A 21,633-nucleotide genomic window follows, 5' to 3' on the forward strand; every position below is an offset into this window, starting at 1 on the left:
GCAGACTGTCCCCCAGTTGCATGCGCCTCCATGGGCCGGCACGAGGCGAAGCGAGTCATGGAAGTGAAGAGAAGACACGGGCAACTGCAGCCAGCACATGGTCCGGCGAGCGTCGGCGCTTGGAACCACCCGTCCACAGGGGAGCGACCACCTGCCGGGTCGCGGGACGCTGTGCGCTGGATGGCCTGAACCGACATCAAGCGGGCGCGACACACATGGCGCTGTCCGCCGTGCGAAGGCAGCACCGCCGTCGCTGCGTCGCTTCCGGCCAGACACCCAGACTCGTCGGCGGCTTTTGATCGAAGATGACGAGGCGCACACAGCAGCAGTCGAAGGCGGACCGGGCGCGGGCCACGCAGGTGGCCGCCTCATCGCCGCGATGGGCATGGTCACGCGCGGCATGATGCGCCGCAAGGCCACGCACTGCGACGAACCCGGCCCGGACGATCCGAAGTGGACCGACGATGAGTTGATTGAGGTCATGCTACAGCACCCGATCCCCCGTCCACCGCCCCAACGTTGTCACGCCCCTGGCAACGCGCCGGTGCCGGCCATGGAAGCCGGTGCTGGACATGCCGGCCAGCCCGCTACACGGCGCGTTCACCCAAAAGAGGCCGGCGAGCAGGCCGTTGAAGCGAAGGGCCCGCGTATTCCGCCACCTCCAGCGGTCAGTCCCACACCGATCGCCAGGGCCGGCGCGTTCGATCTTGCTGGATCCTCGGCTGGCGCTTTCTTCGCTTTCCATGCCATCTCGAGACAAAGCTCGTGCAGCTTCTGCGCGTCCGCATCGCCGAACTGGAAATCGATACAGTGCGGGAAGCGGAATGGCGGTTCCAGCTGCGGCCCGGGCATCCCACTGATCGCGGTACTCGGTGCACGAGGCCTTACCGAATAGGCCGCATCACTCAATCTAAAGCGATGTCTCGGCCATCCTGACGCTGATCGCCGTGGCGCTCAACGCAGCCAGGGTCGCTGTCGTCTGGTCATATGCGCTGTGGATATCGTGCGGGGCTGCGGTAGCCGGCACGCGGGCGGCACCGCGGCGCGGCGGCTGCCGCCTGCGCGCGTGCGCGCCGCCATCGCGTTCACTGACCTCGTGACGGCCACGCCTTTTTTTCCTCAGGACGCCCTGCATCTGGCCTTCGATGTCGGACGCAGGAACTGTGTTCGCCGCCATTTTGGCGGCCAAGGACGTGATCCAGAAATGCCCTGCCTGATGCCCGCCATGACCTGCGAGGTCATGGCGTGGACCTGCGCTCGCGCGGTAGGATCATCTATGCGCCCCCTGATCACCATCGCTTTGCTACTTGTCGGAATCATTCATCTGCTGCCGCTGGCTGGCGTGATGGGCGCTACGCGACTGACGGGGCTCTATGGAATTGTCATCGAAGAGCCCAACCTTGAGATCCTGATGCGCCATCGGGCTGTGCTCTTCGGCCTGCTCGGCGCCTTCTTCTGCTACGCTGCGTTCCAGCCGCAGCAGCAGGCGTTGGCACTGGTAGCAGGCTTCGTCAGCGTTGGGTCGTTCCTCCTACTCTCATGGATGGTGGACGGCAGCAACGCGGAGCTGTCCAGGGTGTTCGTCGCTGACGTGTTCGCGCTCGCGCTACTTGTCGCTGGCGGCGCGGCCTTCTTATGTTCTAGGAACACTGTGTGAAGGCGCTGGTTTGAGACTCGTCTTACCAGCGCTCCTTCGCCACCATCGTTCGGTGATGCTCTCGCTTCACAGGAATCATCGGGAAGCAGTTCTCCCGCGCTGCCACTTCCGACATCGAGAGAGAGCGGCCTGTCGCGCGCCAGGCCTTTTCTAGGAAGGTCTGATCAACGCCCGTTGCCCGACGCACGCCTTGAAGATCTGCTCTCGCAAGCGCAGCGTGAATTGGGCATTCACCGCAATCCGCATCTTGTCCACCTTGCGTACGCCTGCTGCGTTGGATCTGCGAACAAGAGGCGTATACGGTGAAGGATTTCCAAAGCCCTAAGCTCAACTGCTTAAACGCTGCAAGAGAAGAGCCTGTGCAGCAGCGCTCATTTTCTTTGTGAACAGTGCCAGTTGATCACACGGACGGTCACACTGATTAAACAGACTCTCCCCTCCTTCAACAGTCACATGCCCATCGATCGTCGAACACTTGTTGCAGTCCGTCATTGAGTCGCTCACCCAAACAGGGCTGGCGGATGATGTGGATCAACATGTCTTCAACGCTGGGAATGCGCGATAGCAGCCTGGCTTGGCGAAACGACTTCAATGCTCGATCCGCGAGAGACACCACTTCTTTGGGGATCGGGAAGCAGGTCCGCTTCCACCGCGCGCTGGCCGCCGCGTCGATGTACACCACTGCGGCCGACTATGCGCGATTCATGTCCGAGCTGCGTATCCGTCCGGCCAAGTCATCTGGAAACCGGGGCTGAAGGCAGAAGGGTCGTGTGCACCCAACTTAGTGGACGGGTGGACGTGATGACAGGACGGATAGCGACGGCGCTACAGCGCGGCCTTGAGTGGCGGCGTGAAAGGACTCTGGCGCGCTGTGGACAGGGTAGCGATGGCGTATGGCAGCGAAACCAACGTCGTGAACCAATGCCCGCAACCGGCTCGCGACGGGAGATGGTCACGCCGCGCCAGGGAGCCTGACCCTCGTACTAGACTTGTTCATCATGTCGTCCGCGTCTACCGAACTGTTCTCGAACGTGCGTCCCAGGCTGATGGCAATTGGCTACCGCATGCTTTCGTCCGTGCAGGAGGCGGAGGACTTGGTGCAAGACGCATGGTTGCGCTGGCATGAGGAGACGAAGTCGTCCCAAACCCATGTCTTGAATGCCGAAGCTTGGCTCGTCACAGTGACTACGCGGATGGCGATAGACCGGCTACGGGCGGCAAAACTACGAAGAGCCACATATGAGGGCGCTTGGTTCCCTGAGCCGCTTTTGGAACAGGCGCCGACCACGCCTGAGCAGGCATGTGAAACAGCCGACGATGTGTCTATCGCCTTCCTGCTACTTCTGGACTGCCTGTCGCCGGAAGCGCGGGCCGCCTTTTTGCTGCGTGAGGTTTTCGACGCTGAGTACGAGCAGATAGCCGAGGCCATTGGACGAAGCGAGGCTTCCGCCCGCCAGATTGTCCATAGAGCCAAGCGACGGCTTGAGAACGCACGTGGATCGGCGGGCACCAAGGCCTTGCCAATGCCCGCACCGGCTCAGCTGGAACTGTTGCGACGTCTCGTTCATTCCATTTCGAGCGGCAACCTTGGAGACATAAAGATGCTCCTCGCAGAGGAAGCGGAGATGCTGGGCGATTTCGGCGACGTCAGGCCAAGCTTTACGGGGCCTTTGCTTGGGGCTCAACGCATCGCTCAGCTCTACTTCGCCATGCATCGTCGCCACGGTGACGCCATGCGACTTGAGCTGGCCAAACTCAATGGCGAATGGGCGCTCCTGCGCTACCTCGATGGTGCCCTTGACTCCGTACAAACGTTCGAGTTCACCGATGTTCAGGTCGCTCGGGTTCGCATCCAGCGGAATCCGGTGAAGTTGGCACGGTTGAAGGCAAAGGAACTCGTTTCCTGAGTTTTTGGCCAAACGGGCTGCCACCACGAACCTGATGCTCCGGGAGCGGCCCTTTTTTTGCTGTGGCTGTCACAACGCGATCAAGTCAAACGTCTTGGGATCAGGTTGCTCCTGCAGCCGCTCCCAATCTCTACTTGAAGAAAGCGTCTATGACCCGCGCAGTTTGGTTTCAAGCATCTCCCGAAGGCGCTAAGGCCATCGGTGGCCTGCATCACTTCGTCACCTCGGGCACGTCGTTGCCGAGCCAGCTTATCCATCTGGTGTTCCTGCGAGTCTCGCAGATCAATGGCTGTGCCCACTGCATCGACATTCACACCCGGGACCTGATGACTGGCGGAATGTCGGTTGAGAAAGTAGTTCTCGTCCCAGTGTGGCACGAAGCGGAGTACCTGTTTTCGGAGCAAGAGCGAGCGGCCCTTGCTTGGTCCGAGGAAGTCACCCGCGTCAGCGAAACGCACGCTTCCGATGAAGCCTACGAGGCGGCGTTGGCGGTGTTCGGCGAGAAGGACTTGGTCAACCTGACCCTTACCATCGCCGCGATGAACGCGATAAACCGCATGGGCATTAGCTTCCGCATGAAGCCGCGGGCGAAAGCTTAACGGTTGCGGAGAGCGCAGTTCTGTGGACTGAGTTCGAGGGTTCCCTCCAGCGATGCGGCATCAATTTCCCGATCTGGCTGGCCGGCTGCGTCGGCAGCCGCTCAAGCACGTCGCGAAGGTACGCATAGGGATCAATCCCGTTGAGCTTGGCCGATTGGATGAGGCTCATCACCGCCGCTGCCCGTTTGCCCGCGCGCAGGCTGCCGGCGAATAGCCAGTTCTGCCGACCGAGCGCGATGGGACGGATGCGATTCTCCACCCAGTTGTTGTCGATGGGCAGGTCGCCGTCATCGAGGTAGCGCGTCAGCGCCACCCAACGCTTGAGGCTGTAGTCGAGGGCCCGCGCGGTGGCTGAGCCGTCGGGCACGCGCTGGCGTTGCTGTCGCAGCCACTGGTGGAGGGCGTCGGCTAGTGGCCTTGCGACCTGCCGGGCTTCAAGCCGGGTCGCGCTGTCGGCGCTGGCGGTGGTTCGCTCGACCTCGTAGAGCTGGCCGAAGAACTTCAGCGCCTGCTCGCCGACCTGGCTGCCGTGATTGGCCCAGAGCTCGTGGAACTTGCGCCGCGCGTGCGCCATGCAGCCGACCTCGGTCACGCCCTGCTCGAAGCAAGCCTTGTAGCCGGCGAAGTCGTCACAGACGAGCTTGCCTTGCCAAGCTGGCTGGCTTGACGTGCCAGGCAGTCCGAGGAAGTCGCGGGCGTGCTGGCCACCACGGCTGTCGGCGAAGTCGAAGACGACGGCCTGCAACGCGCTGAACTGCGTGCTGCAGTAGCTCCACAGGTAGGCCCGATGTGTTTTGCCGTCGCGCTGACCGGTGGGCTTGAGCATCGCCACCGGCGTCTCGTCAGCGTGCAGCACCGGCTGGCGCAGCAACTCCGCGATCAACGCGTCGACGAGCGGCTGCAATTGCACACCGCACTCGCCGACCCATTGCGCCAACGTGGAACGCGCGATGGCGTGGCCGGCCCGCTCGAAGATAGCTTCCTGTCGGTACAACGGCAGGTGGTCGAGGTACTTGGCCACTAGCACCTGGGCAAGGAGGCCCGTCGTCGGCAGGCCCTTGTCGATGATGTGCGGCGCGACCGGCGCCTGCACGATGCGCTCACAGCACTTGCACACCCACTTGCCTCGGATGTGGCGCTCGACGGTGAAGACGCCAGGCCGGTAGTCCAGCTTCTCGGCCACGTCCTCGCCGATGCGCTGCATGGTCTGCCCGCAGCCGCAGGTGGTGTCCCGCGGCTCATGGTGCACGTCGCGGCGCGGCAGGTGCGCCGGCAGCTTCTCGCGTCGGGGCTGTTGCCGCTCGCCAGCGGCGCGGGCTGGCTGCAGTGCCTCAATCTCGGCGGCAACAGCCGCCAGGTCGCTGTCCAGCGTCTCGTCCAGTAAGCTCTTCTGCTCGGCGCTGAAGCGCTCGCTCTGGGCCGCGAACTTCAATCGCTTGAGGATGGCGTTCTCGTGCGTGAGCTTGTCGATGACGGCCTGCTTGAACGCGGCCTCGGCGCGAGCGGCCCTCAGGGCGTCGCGCAATTGCTGGGCATCGAGCGTGTCAAGGTCATCGGCAATCACGAGACGTGATGCTGCCCGGCGCAGACCGAGCTGCCCATCGGCAGTTGCCGCAATGGACTCAGAGCTACAGCAGCGTGATGATGCCGGCCTCGCCGACGTGCTGCCAGGGCAGGCCCAGCACCAGCGCGTCGAATTGGGCGCGGTTCAGGCTCACCGTGGCGGTCACGTCCCGTGGCCACACAAAGCGGCCGGCGTTCAAGCGACGAGCCGCCAGCCACACGCCGATGCCGTCATGCACAAGCACCTTCATCCGGTTGGCCCGGCGATTGGCGAAGAGGTAGGCATGGTGGGGCCGGGCAGCACCGAAGACAGCGACAACGCGGCGCAGGGCGGCCTCGTTGCCGGCTCGCATGTCCAGCGGCTCGACCGACAGCCACACGGCGTCGACGCGGATCACCGCAACAACTCGCGAGTCCAGGCGGCAAGCTCTGCCGCCACGCTGACCGGCCAGGTAACCGTGATCGAGACTGGCCCGCGCCGGAGTTCGACTCGGACATCAGGCGCCACCGCAGCAGGCTCCGTCGGCGCAGGGAGCGGGAGCGAGATGAACTCGCTTGTCTTGGCGAGTCCGGTAGGGGCCTGGCCATGAGACAACTGCCTCCAGCGGTGAACGACGTTGGCATTGATGCCGTGGGCCATCGCCACCTTGGCCACCGACGCGCCAGGCTCGCTGCATTCGGCCAGCACCTGCGCCTTCTCCAACTCGCTGTATCGCCGCCGTGTCTTCTTGTCGCTTGTCATGCGTCCACCTACGTTACGTGGACAGCATCCTTGTCGCAGGCGACTGCCGGTTCAAGATGACTTTGCCGGACGGATACCGAGCTGCTGACAAATGATCCGCTGTTGGCCTTGACGCTCGACCAACCAATTGACGTGGACAGCGCATTCGGCCTGCAATGGGGGCTGGGCTGGGGGATCGAACTCGCACAGGGCGGCCCTTATCTCTGGCAGTGGAGCAACAACCCGGGCTTCCGGGCATTGGCGATGGCCTCCGCCAGGTCGAAGGACGGCTTCGTCGTGCTCACCAACAGCGAGCATGGCATGCCGCCGGCTGCGTCGATTGCGCGGCGCGTCTTGCCTGCAGACCACAACGTCTTTAGGCTCTCATGGGTGTCCTAGCAAATGCGCAAGTCCTCGCGTGCAGTCTGTCTGGCTGCGCTGTGGCGGCTGCCAGGAGGCCGAGTGGTGCCAATAGCGAAGTGTGATACCCCTCATGGAAAAGGTTGAAACCGATCGCCACGTTCTCGGACGCTTTTGCCAAGAAAGTCTTTTGCCCTCTTCGAGTATCTGCACCACCAGTGGCCAGGAACCGGCGCCTGAGCACCCCGGAGACGAACCGGTACGCTGAATCTCTCCCTGCCCCGATCGAGCTTGCTTCTCGAAACTGCCTCCATCGGGCCGCGAATGTTTTGCGGCCCATCGATAGCGAGGGAGTTCGTCATGGCAGTTGGCCGTTGTTTCTCTCTCTCCGCACGGCCGCAGCGGCCTCACCGCAGACAGCCGCAGTTTCGCCCGCACCGGCCAATCCTAAGTTTCTGACCATCGACGAAGCTGATGCCTTCGTACGGCTTTCGCCGCGCACGCTGGAGAAGCGGCGCGTGCTTGGCGGTGGTACGCGCTTTCGCAGATCCGGTCCACGCGTGATCGACGCGGCCGTCGATCTGACGGGGCTGGGCGGATCGCAACACCTACGGCATGGACTCGGACCGGGCTAAGTGCAGCGCGAATCCGTGCGCCGAACGGCCGCACAGGGGACCCAAGGCATGTCGAAGCGCCTGAGCGAACACGAACAGCTCACGCTGTTGCACGCGTTGCCGCACGGCGACGGGTCAATGGAATGATCGTTTCAGAAGGTGCGGGGCATGCGCTCTGAAGCGTCAACCACGCTTGGTTCAGCGATCTAGCAGTGCGTGACTTAGCGAAAATCGAGATTGAGGATCACAACTCCACCCACGATCAACGCAATTCCTATCAGCCGGGAGGCATGGACGGCTTCGCCAAACCAAAGCATTCCCACCACTGCGGTCAGTGCGGTTCCCACACCCGCCCACACGGCGTAGGCCAAGCCGACATCCAGATGTCGCACTGCAAGTGACATCAGCCAGATGGCAAATGCATAAAGTCCGCAAGTGAGAAGGGATGGCCACCATCGAGTGAAGCCATCCGCATGGCGCAGTGCAATGGTGCCGAATACTTCGGCGGCGATGCTGGCCGCGAGCAGCAACCACGCAGGGACATGGAAGCCCATGGAACACCTCGTCTTCAGCCAGCGCCATACCGGACGAGGCCAGAGCGAGAGTTGGACGGTACCCCAGGATGTCTAATTGTATGAGCGGTTTCCCGATGGCCATCCTTCGGGCGAAGGCTGCGCCGAGACCTTGCATGACGCTATGCGCTGTTACGTCAGCACCAAGCTATGCCACGGTCCGAGCTGCGACCGTGGACCGCATCGTGCGAAAGAACAGCGGCCTGTTGATTTCCATGGAATCCTGTTCCCAAGTTGGACGGCTACGAAATCCTGATCGCTGGGTTGCGCAAGGCCACTCGGCTCAGCCACCTGGCATGCGGGATCGACCGCGGCAGCAAACCGCGCCGGCGAGGCGCGCCATCGGCGACAGCGCTTGACGGTTGACGGTTGACGGTTGACAACGATCCAGAGGCGTAGCCGCCATCCTGACTACCCGCGACGCACCCGAATTCAGGGCCCGGCATCCGCGTCCAGCAGGCCGCCGCCCAAGGCCTTGTACAGCGCCACCGCACTGCCAAACGCACTGCGCCGCAGATCCAGCTGCGCCTGCCTGGCGGCATAGAGCTGGCGTTGTGCATCGAGGAGTTCGAGGCGTCCCTCCGTTCCCTCACGGTAACGCAGGCTGGACAGGGCCGAACGGCGTTCTGCGCTCGCCACCGCGCGCGCTTGGGCTTCCAGTTGCACGGCGAAGGTCTGGCGCCCCGCCAGACCGTCGGCCACCTCTCGGAAGGCTGTCTCGATGGCCTGCTCGTAAGCCACCACCGCGCTGGACTTGCGCACCTCGGCCAGGCGCAGCTCGCCGCGCAGCCGGCCGGCCGAGAACAATGGGAAGGAGAGCTGTGGCGCAAAGCTCCACGCACGCTGCGCGCCATCGAACAGACTGCCCATGGCCGGGCTGGTGTAGCCCAGGGATGCCGTCAGCGAGAGCCGGGGGAAGAAAGCCGCCCGCGCAGCGCCGATGTCCGCGTTCGCCGCGATGAGCGCCTGCTCGGCCTGCTGGATGTCCGGCCGCCGGTACAGCAGGTCCGAAGGCAACCCCGCCGGCAGCTGGCTCACCACCGGCTGATCCTGCAGCGGCAGCCCATCGGGCAGGCCGGCCGGAATCTCCGTGCCCACCAGCAGCCGCAGTGCATGACCGGCCTGCGCCATGGCGCGCCTTCGCGCCTGCACATCCGCCTCGGCAGTTGCCACCTGACCCTCGGCCTGGGCAACCTCCAGCCCGCTGCTCTGGCGGGCGGCCTTCAACCGGCGCGCCAAGTCCAGCGATTGGCGCCAGTCGGCGAGCGTGCGCTCGGACAATTGCAGCTGCTCCTGGGCCAGGCGCTCGGCGAAGTAGGCATCGGCCACCGCGCCGACCAAGGCGATCTGCGCGGCCCGCCGTCCGTGATCGCTTGCCAGGTAGCGCGCCAGCGCTGCGTCCGACAGGGCGCGCACGCGGCCAAAGAGGTCGATCTCGAACGCGCTCGTGCCCACGCTCACACCGAACTGATTCTGAACGGCGGCGGGAATCGCGGGGTTCGATCCGTCGTTGGCTGCGATCCGTTGGCGCGTCGCGTTACCGGTCGCATCGACCCCGGGCCACCGCGCCGCGCGCTGGATGCCGTACTGAACCTGCGCCGCCTCGACGTTCAAAACGGCGATGCGCAGGTCGCGATTGTTCTCGAGCGCCAGTGCGATCAATCGCTGTAGCCGCCCGTCGCCGAACATGCTGCGCCAGCCGAGGTCTGCGCCGTGCGCCGTGGCATCGGCCGGTACCTGGCCCGGATACATCTCAGGGATCGGCGTCGCGGGTTTGACCAGCCCGGGCGTCAGCGAGCAGGCGGACAGCGCCAGGACGACAGGAAGAACGAGGCGCCGCATCGCGTCAGCCCTCCTGCTCATGGCCATGCCCGACACGGGGGCGGCGCGCCACACGCCAAGCCGCGAGGCGCTCCTGCAAGCTCATCACGAACACGAAGAAGGCGGGCACGAAGAAGATGGCCAGGGCTGTGGCCGTCACGATCCCGCCGAACACACCGGTGCCGATCGCGCGCTGTGTCTCGGCGCTGGCGCCCGAGGCGACGATCAGCGGCACCACCCCCATGCCGAAAGCGAGCGATGTCATCAGGATGGGGCGCAGCCGAAGGCGCGCCGCCTCGACCGCCGATTCGATCAGCCCCTTGCCCTCCTCGCGCAGCTGCTTGGCGAACTCCACGATCAGGATTGCATTCTTTGCCGACAAGCCGATGACGGTGATCATCCCGACCTTGAAGAACACGTCATTGGGCATGCCGCGCAGCAGGACGGCCGCCACCGCGCCCAGCAGGCCCAAGGGGACGACCAGCATCACCGACAGCGGGATGGCCCAGCTCTCGTAGAGCGCCGCCAGCACGAGGAACACCACCAGCATGGACAGCGCCATCAGCATCGGTGCCTGGGCGGCGGACTGCCGCTCCTGCAACGACTGGCCTGTCCATTCGAGGGCGAAGCCCGCCGGCAGCTGCCGAGCCAGCCGCTCCATCTCCGCCATCGCCGCTCCGCTGGAAGCACCCGGTGCCGCGTTGCCTGAAATGCGCGTGGCGGGAAAACCCTGGTAGCGCACCAGTTGCAGCGGCGTGTCCGTCCACACAGGCGTGACCACCTCCTTCAATGCCACCATGCCTGCGCTGCTGTTGCGCACGTGCAGACGCAGCACGTCGTCGATCTGCATGCGTGCGGGCGCATCGGCCTGAATGATGACCTGCTGCATACGCCCCGCATTGGGAAAGTCGTTCACGTAAGCCGAGCCCATCGCGGCGGACAGCGTCTCGCTGATGTTCGAGAAGGACACGCCCAACGCCTCGGCTTTCTGCCGGTCGACATCCAGACGGATGCTGGTGCCCTGCGGCAGCCCATCGGGGTAGACGCCGGTCACGACCTTGCTTCGGGCGGCCAGCGCAAGCAGCTTGGCCTCGGCGGCCTTGAGCGCGGCATGGCCCTGGTTGGCACGGTCCTGCAGCCGCAGGGCGAAGCCCGAGCTGTTGCCCAATTCGTCGATCGCGGGCGGCATGAGGCTCATGACCGTTCCCTCGGTGGTTCCCGCCATGGCCTGCTGCGCCAGAGCCACTTCGCCACTGGCGGTCGCGCCGTCGCGCTGGTCCCAATCGCTGAGCATGGTGAAGGCCATGGCTGCGTTCGAGCCCGAGCCGGAGAAGCCGAAGCCGACAACGGTCATGTTGGACTGGATCGAAGGGCGGCTCGCCGTGTGCGCCTCGAACTTCTTGACGACGTCCAGCGTGCGCTCCATGGTGGCCTCGGCGGGCAGCTGCACTACCGTCATGAAGTAGCCTTGGTCCTCTTCGGGCAGGAAGGCCGAGGGCAGTTGCCGGAACGCGAGGCCCCACACGGCGCAAAGCGCCACGAACACCAGCATGACGCGACTGGCGCGCGCGGCCAACTGGCCGACGCGCGAGGCGTAGCGCGCATTCATGGCATCGAAGCACCGGTTGAACCAGCCGAAGAAACCCCGCTTCTCGTGGTGTCCCTGTGCCACCGGCTTCAGCAGCGTCGCGCACAGCGCAGGCGTGAGCGTCAGCGCCAGGAAGGCGGAGAACAGGATCGCGACCGCCATCGACAGCGCGAACTGCTGGTAGATCACGCCCACGGAGCCGTTGGCGAAGGCCATGGGAATGAACACGGCCGTCAGCACCAGCGTGATGCCGACGACAGCCCCGGTGATCTCCCGCATGGCTTTCATCGTCGCTTCGCGTGGCGCGAGGCCTTCCTTCGCCATGATCCGCTCGACGTTCTCCACGACGACGATCGCGTCATCGACGATGATGCCGATGGCCAGCACCATGCCGAACATGGTGAGCACGTTGATGGAGAACCCCGCCACCAGCATCACGGCGAAGGTGCCGAGCAAGGCGATCGGCGCCACGATGGCCGGGATCAGCGTGTAGCGGATGTTCTGCAGGAACAGGAGCATCACCAGGAACACCAGCGCCATGGCTTCGATCAAGGTGTGGATCACCTTCTCGATGGAGATCTTCACGAAGGGCGCGGTGTCGAACGGGACCGAGTAGTCCATGCCCGCCGGCATGGTGCGCCTGAGCTCCTCGAGCCTGTCGCGCACGCCCTGCGCGGTGCGCACGGCATTGGCGCCCGGAGACAGCTGCACGGCCGCCGCCGTGGCGACCTTTCCGTTCTCACGGTTGATGAAGCCATAGGACTGCGCACCCAGTTCGACCCGTGCCACGTCACCCATCGTCACCTTGGAGCCGTCCGCGCTGGCGCGCAGCACGATCGCCGCGAACTGCTCGGGCGTGCTCAGCTGGCCCTGCACCGTCAGTGGCACGGTCACGCGCTGCCCGGGCAGCGAGGGCGAAGCGCCGATGGCGCCCGGCGCGATCTGCGCGTTCTGCTGGGTGACTGCAGCCGACAGGTCGTTCATCGACAGGCCGTACGAGATCAGCTTGTCAGGGTCCACCCAGATGCGCAGGGCCTGCTCGGCGCCAAACATCTGCACCTTGCCCACGCCCTGGATGCGGCGCAGTTCCTCGACGATGTTGCGGACCATGTAGTCGCTCAACGCCGTCTCGGAAAAACGCCCGTCCGTCGAACTCAGCCCGATGATCATCAGGAAGCCCGATGCTGCGGATTCCACTGCCAGGCCGTTCTGGCGCACTGCCTGCGGCAGCCGCGGCTCGATGGCCTTGAGCTTGTTCTGCACGTCGACCTGGGCCATGGCAGGGTCCGTGCCCGGCTTGAACGTGGCCACGATGGAGGCCGAACCGGAGGCGTCGGCGGACGATTCGAAGTACAGCAGATTCTTGACGCTGGACAGCTCTCGCTCGATAAGGCTGACGACCCCGTCGTTCATGGTCTGTGCCGACGCTCCCGGGTAAGTCGCGGTGATGCTGACGGTGGGAGGCGCCACCGAGGGATAGCGGGCGATCGGCAGCATCGGGATCGCGATGACCCCGAACAGGATGATGAACAGGGCGACGACCCAGGCGAAGACCGGGCGTTGGATGAAGAACTGCGGCATGGCGGCGTTCTCAGCGGGCGGCCGCGGCGCCGACGGCGTCAGTCGCCGCAGCCACATCGGCCGGCTTCCAGTCCCGGGGCGTCACCGATGCACCCTCGGACAGGCGCTCCATGCCCTCGACAACGACCCTCTGGCCAGCACGGAGACCGGAACGCACGCGGTAGCTGCGCTCGACCAACTCACCCAAGTCGACCGCCTTGCGGTTCGCCTGTCCTTGGTCGCTGAGCACCCACAGCTGGGGCTGGCCCGCCACGCGGACCACCGCCTGCTGCGGCACCATGAGGGCCTGGGCATGGCTGGCTTGAGGTACCCGCGCCCGCACGAACATGCCGGGCAGGAGCTCGCGCAAAGGGTTGTCCACGAGCACGCGCAGCAGCACGGCTCCGGTTCCGGCGTCGACGTTCATACCGGAGAACAGGATGCGCCCCTTGGCGGTGTAGGGCTCGCCATGGCTTCGCAGCAGGGTCACCGCCAGACCGCCCCGGGCGTCCGGCTGATGCGTTGAAACCGCATCACGCAGCGCGTCGAGCGAAGCGGCCGGCTGGCGCACGTCCACGTAGACCTGGTCGATCTGCTGGATGCGCGCCATCGGATGGGTGTCGCCGCTGCCGACGAGGGCGCCCTCGGTGACCAGGGCCTGGTCGATGCGCCCGGAGATCGGCGCCTCCACCCGCGCGAACTGGAGGTCGAGCTGTCTGCGCGCCAGGGTCGCGCGGGCCTGCTTCACGTCGGCTGCAGCCTGCTCGCGCTGGGAGACCGCGTCGTCATAGGCCTGGCCGCTGACCGCCTCGGCCTCGACCAGAGGCCGGAGACGGGACGCCTGCGTCCGTGCGCTTGCCAGCGCGGCCTCGGCACGCTGCAAGCTTGCCGCGGCCGTGTCCACCTCGGCCTTGAACGCGGCCGGATCGATCTGGAACAGGCCCTGGCCTGCGCGCACCTCGGTGCCCTGCTCGAACAGCCGACGCTGGACGATGCCGCTGACCTGGGGACGGATTTCGGCGACGCGCACGGCCGCCACGCGACCTGGCAGGTCCTGCGTCAGCGCCAGCCGGGTGGCACGCACCGTCATGACCGAGACGATGGGCGCGGGCGGCGCAGCCTGCCCGGTTTCGGTCTGCGCGCCGCCGCAGCCAGCGATCAGGACCAATGCCAGGGCGAACATGCCGCCCTGACGGAGCAGAGAATCGATCTTCATGAGTGCCTTCGAGAAGCTGGCGGACCTCCGCGAGCAGCAACAAAAGACGATTGTTCAAGGACAGCGTTGAGGCTCGGATGAGCCTGTGTCGAGATTCGATGGAGAAATTCAGGACCAAGGTTGGCCGCAAGCCCGACCATGCCCACCGCGGCCGGGACCTCACCGGTGTCCAAGCCGTCCTCGCCCTTTCCATCGACCGGGAGCGCCCATTTCCGACCTTTGGTCAAAGTCCCTTCGGTGTTCGGGATGCCGGACAGCGAAGCCAAGATAATTAAAAAGGACAGGCATGGGCGAATGTCCGAGCGACGAGCCTGATTGGCTGCCGCCTCGATAAACAAACCTGACGGTGTCGCCGCGAGCCGTTCAATCGCGCAGGGTGAAGACCACCGAGAGGTACGACACCGGCCCCGAAAGGATCGCCTCGATCCCATGCAGCACCGTTGCATCGAACAGCAGCGTGTCCCCTGTCCCGACCTCCACTGATTTCGCGCCTTATCGGTAAGTCACCGCCCCCGACAGGAAGTGCAGGAACTTGAGCCCCGGGCGCTGGAAGGTCGCGTACGGTCCAGCCTCCGGCATCAACGTCACCAAATAGGGCTCCACAAACAGGTTGCCGGACAGCGAATGCCCCAGCAACTCGTACCGGTAGCCCTCCATGGCCCCGATGCGGTCGACCACCAGCCCCTGCCCTGCCCTCACATGGCAGAAATCCGTCCGCCGGGCCTGGTCCCCGAAACGCGACACTGGCACGTGCTGCCCCTGCGCGAGCCGCTCCAAGGTCTCCACCGAGGGCGAGGCCAGCCCCCGTTCGATGCGCGAAAGCATTGAGGCTGAAATCCCTGATGCCGATGCGAGTTGCCCGGCCGATAGCCCCGCCGCCACGCGCAGCGCCCTCACCCGCATGCCGATGCGCGACATGGATGGATTACGCGGCGCAGGCGCCGGCCGCCTTGGCCGGACACGCGTGACCGAGGTCGGCAGACGCAGCGGCTGTGCGGTAGGCAGAGCTTCATCCAGTTGCTCAAGCGAGAGCGCATTCGCCGACAGATCCATTCGACGCGCGAGGAGGCCAGGGCCGATGGTCTTCAACCACATCGAGATGTTCTATAACCCCAGGCGTCGCCACAACACCGCTGGCGACTTGTCGCCCGTAGAGTTCGAGCGACGCCATTTCCAACGGCTCCAAAGTGTCTAGGGAAGCCGGGGCAATTCAAAGGCACGCAGGCGAGAGAATATGTTGACGAGGCTTCCATCCGGATCCCTGAGCAACAAGGAGCGGTTGCCCCACGGCATGAGGGTGGGCTCCTGCACGATCACCGCGGCGCTGCCGAGCAACGACGACACGCGGTCGACGTCGTCGACCTCGAACTCGAGGATTGCGGAGCGATTGGCTGCAGCCGGCGCAGCGCCTGCATTGAAGCGCTGGATCAATTGCTGTGCGCTGATCGCAAGGGTTGCGCCCGGAAGCCGGAACTCCGCGAAACCGTCGGCCAGACCAACGGCAGCGACACCGGAGAGCTGTGCATAGAAGGCGATGAGGCGCTCGACGTCAAGTGTGACGAGCCGGACCGAGGCGAATTTCATGGGACTCACTTGCTTGTTGCTGGAGGAGCCCTTAGCTTAGAAAGGCGCACTGTCAGGTTCTGGCAGGATCGTGCGTCCGCTCGCTTGCAGCGCTCTACGCCAGTCATTCAACATCGCCGTCGGCGATCTGGGCGCGAACTCGTCGAGCAGTTCGATGCGTTCGATGCGATCGGCTCGGAAATTGCGGAAGTCGCCCCGCAACTCGCACCACGCTGCGAGCACCCGCGCTTCCTCGAAATAGACCAGGGCGAACGGCCAGACCACGCGCTCCGAACTCGCGTCGTGCTTGTCGCGATAAAGAAGCCGCATCTTGCGGCCCGAGCGAATGGCGGTGCGCAGCAGCTCGAAGCCGACGACATCGACGGACGATCGCGCCCGGGCGCCAACAAGCAACGCAGACGTCTCCAACTCGCGCCGCAACGCCGCTGGGAGAACCGCCGCGATTCGCGTTGCCGCCTCTCGCGCGCCGACCGCTAGCGCTGGATCTCCGCGATCGGCGACCCACCTCAGCCCCAGCATCAAGGCCTCGACTTCGTCGGACCGAAACATGAGCGGGGGCAGCACGAAGCCCGGTCGCAGCACGTACCCGATTCCGGGCTCACCTATGATCTCCGCGCCTTGCGCCTTCAGGCTCGAAATGTCGCGATAGAGCGTGCGTACGCTGACGGCCAGCTCGTCGGCCAGCGCCTGGGCGCTCACGGGTCGACGATGGCGGCGCAGGGCCTGCAAGAGTTTGAGCAGGCGTTCGGAGCGCGACATAAGCAGGATCATAGGCGAGCGACCGCGCGCTGAATGACTGCGCGTTCGACGCAGGATCATCAACTGTCGGGTGCCAACTGATCGCTGGGCCGTTATTCGCAAGAGGAAATCGCTGTGGCTGCAGCCTAAAGAGACAAGCCCAGCTCTACTGCGTTCGCGGGCATGACCAGAGCAAGCCACGTAGACAGCTAGCAGCGGTGAGCTGTCCCGCGCTGTGGCTTGCATCCGGCCGTGGTGCAGTGGTTGGTGAAGCCGCAACATGGAGCGTGCGAATTGGGCGGGTGTTTGCCTGGCTTGCAGGGCTTGGTAATGGAGATGGCGGGCACACTGCCATTGCAATGCGCAGATAAGCGACGCGTGCGGCAGATGCTCGTGTCACGACTGCTGTTAAGGAGGGCCGCTCCCTTCTCATGTACCGGACCCGCGCCAGCGACTTCTCTGCGTCTCCTTCACTTCGCCTGCGCACCTCTAGCCTCACGATCACGCCCTCTACCCCGCCCGCTCGCAGCCGCTGGCCCAAAAACCGCTACAGCGAGACATCACGAAGAACCATGACAAGTAGCTGCTGTTCTACCCCGAAGCGGGCTTCGTCTAGGTAATGGGCTCGCTCGCCGACAAAGGCCGGTACGACGCTGACCGCTGGTGGAAAGCTCGCCCTGACCGGACCGCGGCAACTGACGAGGCGGAAAAAGTCAGGCACAGTGGCAGCCATGCATCCAATCTGGTTCCTCGTCTTCGATCGATTCCAGCTGCTGGACATCAGCGGCCCGCTGCAGGTGTTCGCGAGCGCGAACGAGGAGCTCGTGCTCGTTGGCCGCAAGCCCGTGTACGAGACCTCCATCCACGCGTTGCAGGCTGGCCCAGTGCAAAGCTCCAGCGGCGTGGAGCTGATGGCGCGTGCGCTTCCCCGCAAACTCGGGCGCGACATCGGCACCGTGCTCGTACCGGGCGGCCCCGGCATCTGGCGCCCGGGCCTGCCGACACCCCATGCGCAGCAGTCGAAGAATCTCGACGACCTGACTGCCTGGGTGCGTCGCGGGGCGCTACGAATGCAGCGCATCGCGTCGGTCTGCACCGGTGCGTTCGTGCTCGCGCGCGCGGGCCTGCTCGACGGCGGCAGCGCAGTGACGCACTGGGCGGTGTGCGGCCAACTGGCCAAGGAGCATCCCGCTGTCGACGTGCAGCACGACGCGATCTATTCACGCTCGGGCCGCGTCTGGACATCGGCCGGCGTCACGGCCGGCATCGACATGGCGCTGGGCATGGTCGAGATCGACCTGGGCCGCGAGGTCGCAATGGGCGTGGCGAAAAAACTCGTCGTTTTCTACAAGCGGCCCGGCGGCCAGTCGCAGTTCAGCAGCGCGCTGCTCGCGCAGACCGCCGACGACGCGCGCATCGGCAAGCTGCATGCGTGGATGACGGCGCGCCTGAACCAACCGCTGCTGGTGGCCGACATGGCCGATCAGCTCTCGATGACGCCCCGCACCTTCGCGCGTTTCTACCAACAGCGCACGGGCATGACGCCCGCGCTGGCGGTGGCACGCATGCGCCTGGAGAAAGCCTGCCAGCTGGTCGAGACGCGGCGCCAGAGCCTGAAGTCGATCGCCCTGCAGTGCGGCTTCAATTCCGAAGAGGTACTGCGGCGTGCGTTCGTGCGACACCTGCGCGTGTCGCCGACCGAATACCGCGAGCGCTTCGCCGCAGCCTGACGTCCGACAAAGTTCAGGCGCCCTGCCGCATCACCTCGCCCACCGCACGGGCCACTGCGTCGACGTTGCGCCGGTTGAGCCCGGCCACGCACATGCGCCCCGAAGTCAACAGGTAGACCCCATGCGCCTCGCGCAGCCGCATGACCTGCGATGCCGACAGGCCCGTGTACGTGAACATGCCGCGCTGCGTGAGGTAGCGCGACAGGGTGGTGCCAGACGGCAGATTCTGCGCCTGGAGCGCCGCGTGAATGGCGCTGCGCATCGCCTGGATGCGCTCGCGCATGCTGGTCAGCTCGCTTTCCCAAGCCGCACGGAGCTCGGCCGAGCACAGCACGGCAGCCACCAGGGTCGCGCCATGCGTGGGAGGATTGCTGTAGTTGGCACGCACGGTGCCTGCGAGCTGACCGAGCATGCGATCGGCCTCGGCCTTCGACGCACAGACGATGCTCAGCGAGCCGACCCGCTCGCCGTAGAGCGAGAAATTCTTCGACAGCGAACTCGCGACCAGGCAGGCCACGTCTGCCTCGGCCAGGGCGCGCGGCGCGAAGGCATCTTCGGCGAGTCCGTCGCCCAGGCCTTGGTAGGCCATGTCGACGAAGGCGATCAAGCCGCGCTCGCGCATCAACGTGGCCACGGTGCGCCATTGCGCCGTGCTCAGGTCGACGCCCGTGGGGTTGTGGCAGCAGGCGTGCAACAGCACGATGCTCTGCGGCGGCAGGCCGCCAAGGGCATTGCACATGGCCTCGAAGCGCAGGCCGCCGGAGGCCGCGTCGTAGTAGGGGTAGGTGCTGACGGCGAAACCCGCGGCCTTGAACACGACACGGTGGTTTTCCCAGCTGGGGTCGCTGATCCACACGCCCGACCCCGGAAAGTTTTTCTTGAGAAAGTCCGCGCCGACGCGCAACGCGCCGGAGCCACCGAGCGACTGGATGGTCGCGATGCGGCCGTCGGCCCGTGCCGGGTGGTCCGCGCCGAACACCAGGACCTGTAGTCTGTCGCGGTACGAGGGCAGGCCCGTCATCGGGAGGTACGGGGTTGAACCGCCATGCGAGCGCAATTCCGCGTCGGCCCGCGCCACTGCGCCCATGCGCGGCAGCGTGCCGCTCTCGTCCACATAGACGCCGATGCCCAGGTTGGTCTTGTTTGCGCGCGGGTCTTTCTGGAAATCTTCGTTGAGACTAAGAATGGGGTCGCCCGCGTGGGCGCCAGTGTGTCCGAACATCGAGGGCATGAAGACGATTCTCTACTGTGGCACGAAGCGGCTCTCGCTCATCAGCGCCGACAGCACGACGGAGGCCTGCGCGAGTCGCTGCATCTGTTCGGCAGGCGTCATCGGCGCGGGGGTCATCACGTAGCTTTTGAACCTGGCCTGCACATCGGGTTTGGAAAGCACACGGTTCAGCGCCGTGTTGTAGCGCGCGACGATCGCGTCGGGAGTTGCGGCGGGTGCGTAGATGCCCAGCAGGTCGGTTGTGTTGTCGAGCCCGCCGAGGCCCGCCTCCGCGAACGAGGGCACACCCGGCAGCAATGGCGTGCTCCGCGTCACGGCAAGAATGCGCAGCGTGCCGGCCTGGTGGTACTGCTGGAAGTCCGAGATGCTAGACACGCCCGCGGCCAGTTGCCCCGCCAGCAGGTCCTGCACCATGGGCGGCGCGCCACGATAGGAAGCCGCCACGGTGTCGGCCTTCAGCGCGCGCGACACCTTGGCCGCCACCAATTCGGGCGCACTCGCGGGTGCGGGCACTCCGATGGCCGATTCGCTCTGGTGCGCCGCGAACCACGCACCCAGCTCCTTCAGGTTGTGGGCATTGGTCTTCGGGTTCACCGCGAGCGCGAGCTCGAAGGTGGCCACGCCCCCCACGGTGCGGAAATCCTTCGCCGTGGCGAACCCAGGGTTCTTCACCGTCAGCGGTACCGTCACCACCGTGTGAGTATTGCTAAGAAAGAGAACGCTGCCGTCGGCAGGCGCAGCCTTCAGCGCCTGCGCGGCAATTTGCCCGCCGGCGCCAGGTTTGTTGTCGACCACCACCGGCTGGCCCAGTTCGGTGCCGAGTCTTTCCGCGAGGATGCGTGCGGCAGTGTCTGCCGGGCCTCCGGCCGTGTAGCCGACCAGAAGGCGGATCGGGCCGCCGCCTTGTGCCTGCGCGGCCAGGCACGAAAGCGACAGCGAGATGCCAACCGCCAAGGCACGAAAGAGACATTGCGAATAAATGGAACGAGACATGTCAACCTCCAATGAAATGAGCGACAACGCAGGTGATCAAGCCGGGGTGACGCGCGCGCGTCGCGTCGCGAGCAGCGCACGCCGCTGTTCGACGACGGGGCGCAACTTGCCACACATGGCTTCCACCAGCGCAGCCGGAGCCTTGCGCGGCGTGCCGCAATCGAAAGGGGGTTGCGGGTCGTACTCGGCGAACAGCTGCACGCTGCGTGCCACGTCATCGCCGCTGGCCAGCGCGATCACCTTCAATGCGCAGTCGATGCCGGAGGTCATGCCCGCGCCGGTGACGCGGTTGCGGTCGACCACCACGCGCTCGTCGACCGGTATCGCGCCTACGTCTTCGAGCAGCGCGTGCGAGCCCCAATGACAGGTGGCCCTGTAACCTTCGAGCAGGCCGGCAGCGCCCAGAACAATCGGGCCGGTGCAGATACCCACGACCAGGGCTGCCCCCGGGGCCTGCTCTGCCAGGAATGCCAGGGTCTGCTCATCCTCCAGTAGCGCGGCGATGCCGGGGCCGCCGGGCACGACGATCATGTCGAGCTGGCCGCAGCTTTCGTAGGAAGCGGTGGCACGGAACTCCCAACCCAGTTCGGTCCTGATGGGGTCGGTGTGCTTCCACACCAGATTCAGCTTGGCGTGCGGAATGCGCACCAGCAGGTCGGCGGGACCGACGTAGTCGATGGCGGTGATGTCGGGAAAAACAAGAATGCCGATGTTCATGGACGGGGATCTCGAGGGGTTTCGGTGCGGCCCAGTCTAGAAACGACGGCATGGTCCTGATTGACAGAATCCCCACGGTTTCTGCCACGACCAGGCGCAGGCTAGAACTCCGCGACCTTGCATCGGCCACGACATCGTTTCGACTTACGGATACCGGGGCGCAGGCGCGGGTGGTGCGCGTTGTGCACCGGCACGTTGCGGGCCGCCCCAGCGACATGGCAAAGATGTCCGACGGCAGCGCCGAGACACGGTTGCAGAGTGAGTGTGGAGCAGATCGCTCGAATGCACGATCAAAGTCGACGTACAAGGTCCCGCCCCCCCAATATCAAGGCACCACTGTCTTGTACGGGCGCCGGATGTAGTCGGTGGCGGCTCTGTAGCCGCCGTGGTAGCCCCTGGGGCTGTATCTCGGCAAACAAGGCACGAGCGCTGCGCGGTGCCTGCTTGGGGCGATGGCTGTCG

18 protein-coding genes and 3 pseudogenes are annotated in these 21,633 nt (G+C 65.3%); 8 read left to right on the forward strand and 13 right to left on the reverse strand.

Translation table 11 applies throughout. The annotated features are described in order from the left end of the window. Positions 1 to 1,066: 1,066 nt before the first annotated feature. The 4 genes from ACTJLF_RS32680 to ACTJLF_RS32695 all read left to right on the forward strand — a co-directional run bounded on the left by ACTJLF_RS32680 (position 1,067) and on the right by ACTJLF_RS32695 (position 4,163). Positions 1,067 to 1,657 carry a hypothetical protein gene (locus tag ACTJLF_RS32680; protein ID WP_440884723.1) on the forward strand — a complete coding sequence of 197 codons (591 nt, stop codon included), beginning with the start codon at positions 1,067 to 1,069 and terminating at the stop codon, positions 1,655 to 1,657. Between the two features lie 521 nt (positions 1,658 to 2,178). Continuing rightward, positions 2,179 to 2,412: a hypothetical protein gene (locus ACTJLF_RS32685; RefSeq protein WP_440884724.1), complete on the forward strand. Its 234-nt coding sequence runs from the start codon at positions 2,179 to 2,181 to the stop codon at positions 2,410 to 2,412. A gap of 243 nt (positions 2,413 to 2,655) precedes the next feature. Next, entirely contained in the window at positions 2,656 to 3,564 is a 909-nt protein-coding gene (locus tag ACTJLF_RS32690) for a sigma-70 family RNA polymerase sigma factor (protein WP_354415522.1), read from the forward strand. Positions 3,565 to 3,713: 149 nt separating this feature from the next. Then, positions 3,714 to 4,163: a carboxymuconolactone decarboxylase family protein gene (locus ACTJLF_RS32695; RefSeq protein WP_145762087.1), complete on the forward strand. Its 450-nt coding sequence runs from the start codon at positions 3,714 to 3,716 to the stop codon at positions 4,161 to 4,163. Here the strand turns inward: ACTJLF_RS32695 and tnpC are convergent. The 3 genes from tnpC to tnpA form a co-directional block, all read right to left on the reverse strand. After that, positions 4,129 to 5,688, reverse strand: coding sequence for an IS66 family transposase (gene tnpC / locus ACTJLF_RS32700; protein WP_354415532.1), 1,560 nt, complete (start codon positions 5,686 to 5,688; stop codon positions 4,129 to 4,131). The two genes, ACTJLF_RS32695 and tnpC, sit on opposite strands and share 35 nt — an antisense overlap. A 103-nt stretch (positions 5,689 to 5,791) precedes the next feature. Continuing rightward, on the reverse strand, positions 5,792 to 6,124 hold the full coding sequence (gene tnpB / locus ACTJLF_RS32705; protein WP_440884725.1) for an IS66 family insertion sequence element accessory protein TnpB: 333 nt from the start codon (positions 6,122 to 6,124) through the stop codon (positions 5,792 to 5,794). Then, positions 6,121 to 6,468, reverse strand: coding sequence for an IS66-like element accessory protein TnpA (gene tnpA / locus ACTJLF_RS32710; RefSeq protein WP_145762085.1), 348 nt, complete (start codon positions 6,466 to 6,468; stop codon positions 6,121 to 6,123). Before tnpA ends, tnpB begins: the two co-directional genes overlap by 4 nt. A gap of 132 nt (positions 6,469 to 6,600) precedes the next feature. On the opposite strand from tnpA, the gene ACTJLF_RS32715 reads away from it, so the two are divergent. Next, positions 6,601 to 6,846 (forward strand): hypothetical protein, encoded by a 246-nt coding sequence (locus tag ACTJLF_RS32715; RefSeq protein WP_440884726.1) that lies wholly within the window; start codon positions 6,601 to 6,603, stop codon positions 6,844 to 6,846. Positions 6,847 to 7,181: 335 nt separating this feature from the next. Next, a pseudogene (locus tag ACTJLF_RS32720) lies at positions 7,182 to 7,506 on the forward strand (DNA-binding protein). A gap of 136 nt (positions 7,507 to 7,642) precedes the next feature. Here the strand turns inward: ACTJLF_RS32720 and ACTJLF_RS32725 are convergent. The 5 genes and pseudogenes from ACTJLF_RS32725 to ACTJLF_RS32745 form a co-directional block, all read right to left on the reverse strand. Then, positions 7,643 to 7,975, reverse strand: a complete 333-nt coding sequence (locus ACTJLF_RS32725) for a DMT family transporter (protein ID WP_440884727.1) — start codon at positions 7,973 to 7,975, stop codon at positions 7,643 to 7,645. A gap of 450 nt (positions 7,976 to 8,425) precedes the next feature. Then, positions 8,426 to 9,835 carry an efflux transporter outer membrane subunit gene (locus tag ACTJLF_RS32730; RefSeq protein WP_440884728.1) on the reverse strand — a complete coding sequence of 470 codons (1,410 nt, stop codon included), beginning with the start codon at positions 9,833 to 9,835 and terminating at the stop codon, positions 8,426 to 8,428. A gap of 4 nt (positions 9,836 to 9,839) precedes the next feature. Next, positions 9,840 to 12,983 carry a multidrug efflux RND transporter permease subunit gene (locus ACTJLF_RS32735; RefSeq protein ID WP_440884729.1) on the reverse strand — a complete coding sequence of 1,048 codons (3,144 nt, stop codon included), beginning with the start codon at positions 12,981 to 12,983 and terminating at the stop codon, positions 9,840 to 9,842. A gap of 10 nt (positions 12,984 to 12,993) precedes the next feature. Next, positions 12,994 to 14,178, reverse strand: coding sequence for an efflux RND transporter periplasmic adaptor subunit (locus ACTJLF_RS32740; RefSeq protein WP_440884730.1), 1,185 nt, complete (start codon positions 14,176 to 14,178; stop codon positions 12,994 to 12,996). A 363-nt stretch (positions 14,179 to 14,541) separates the two neighbouring features. Further along, positions 14,542 to 15,096: pseudogene (locus tag ACTJLF_RS32745) on the reverse strand (helix-turn-helix domain-containing protein). An 84-nt stretch (positions 15,097 to 15,180) separates the two neighbouring features. On the opposite strand from ACTJLF_RS32745, the pseudogene ACTJLF_RS32750 reads away from it, so the two are divergent. Beyond that, positions 15,181 to 15,373, forward strand: a pseudogene (locus ACTJLF_RS32750) (IS3 family transposase); the annotation flags it as partial. On the opposite strand, the gene ACTJLF_RS32755 reads toward ACTJLF_RS32750, so the two are convergent. Then, on the reverse strand, positions 15,370 to 15,762 hold the full coding sequence (locus ACTJLF_RS32755) for a VOC family protein (RefSeq protein ID WP_440884731.1): 393 nt from the start codon (positions 15,760 to 15,762) through the stop codon (positions 15,370 to 15,372). The pseudogene ACTJLF_RS32750 and the gene ACTJLF_RS32755 sit on opposite strands and share 4 nt — an antisense overlap. A 36-nt stretch (positions 15,763 to 15,798) precedes the next feature. Further along, on the reverse strand, positions 15,799 to 16,521 hold the full coding sequence (locus ACTJLF_RS32760) for a helix-turn-helix transcriptional regulator (RefSeq protein ID WP_440884732.1): 723 nt from the start codon (positions 16,519 to 16,521) through the stop codon (positions 15,799 to 15,801). Positions 16,522 to 17,231: 710 nt separating this feature from the next. Here ACTJLF_RS32760 and ACTJLF_RS32765 point away from each other — a divergent pair. Then, complete coding sequence (locus tag ACTJLF_RS32765; RefSeq protein WP_440884733.1) at positions 17,232 to 18,230, forward strand: GlxA family transcriptional regulator; 999 nt, start codon at positions 17,232 to 17,234, stop codon at positions 18,228 to 18,230. A gap of 13 nt (positions 18,231 to 18,243) precedes the next feature. Here the strand turns inward: ACTJLF_RS32765 and ACTJLF_RS32770 are convergent, their stop codons facing one another. From ACTJLF_RS32770 to ACTJLF_RS32780, 3 genes are read right to left on the reverse strand one after another with little or no spacing between them, the layout of a single operon-like run. Beyond that, positions 18,244 to 19,452, reverse strand: a complete 1,209-nt coding sequence (locus tag ACTJLF_RS32770; protein WP_440884741.1) for an amino acid aminotransferase — start codon at positions 19,450 to 19,452, stop codon at positions 18,244 to 18,246. Between the two features lie 21 nt (positions 19,453 to 19,473). Further along, entirely contained in the window at positions 19,474 to 20,454 is a 981-nt protein-coding gene (locus ACTJLF_RS32775; protein WP_440884734.1) for a tripartite tricarboxylate transporter substrate-binding protein, read from the reverse strand. A 36-nt stretch (positions 20,455 to 20,490) separates the two neighbouring features. Continuing rightward, positions 20,491 to 21,171 (reverse strand): DJ-1/PfpI family protein, encoded by a 681-nt coding sequence (locus ACTJLF_RS32780; RefSeq protein WP_019655365.1) that lies wholly within the window; start codon positions 21,169 to 21,171, stop codon positions 20,491 to 20,493. Between the last annotated feature and the right edge of the window lie 462 nt (positions 21,172 to 21,633).

Source organism: Variovorax sp. 22077, from assembly GCF_052044195.1.
In the GTDB taxonomy this organism is placed as follows: domain Bacteria; phylum Pseudomonadota; class Gammaproteobacteria; order Burkholderiales; family Burkholderiaceae_C; genus Variovorax; species Variovorax atrisoli.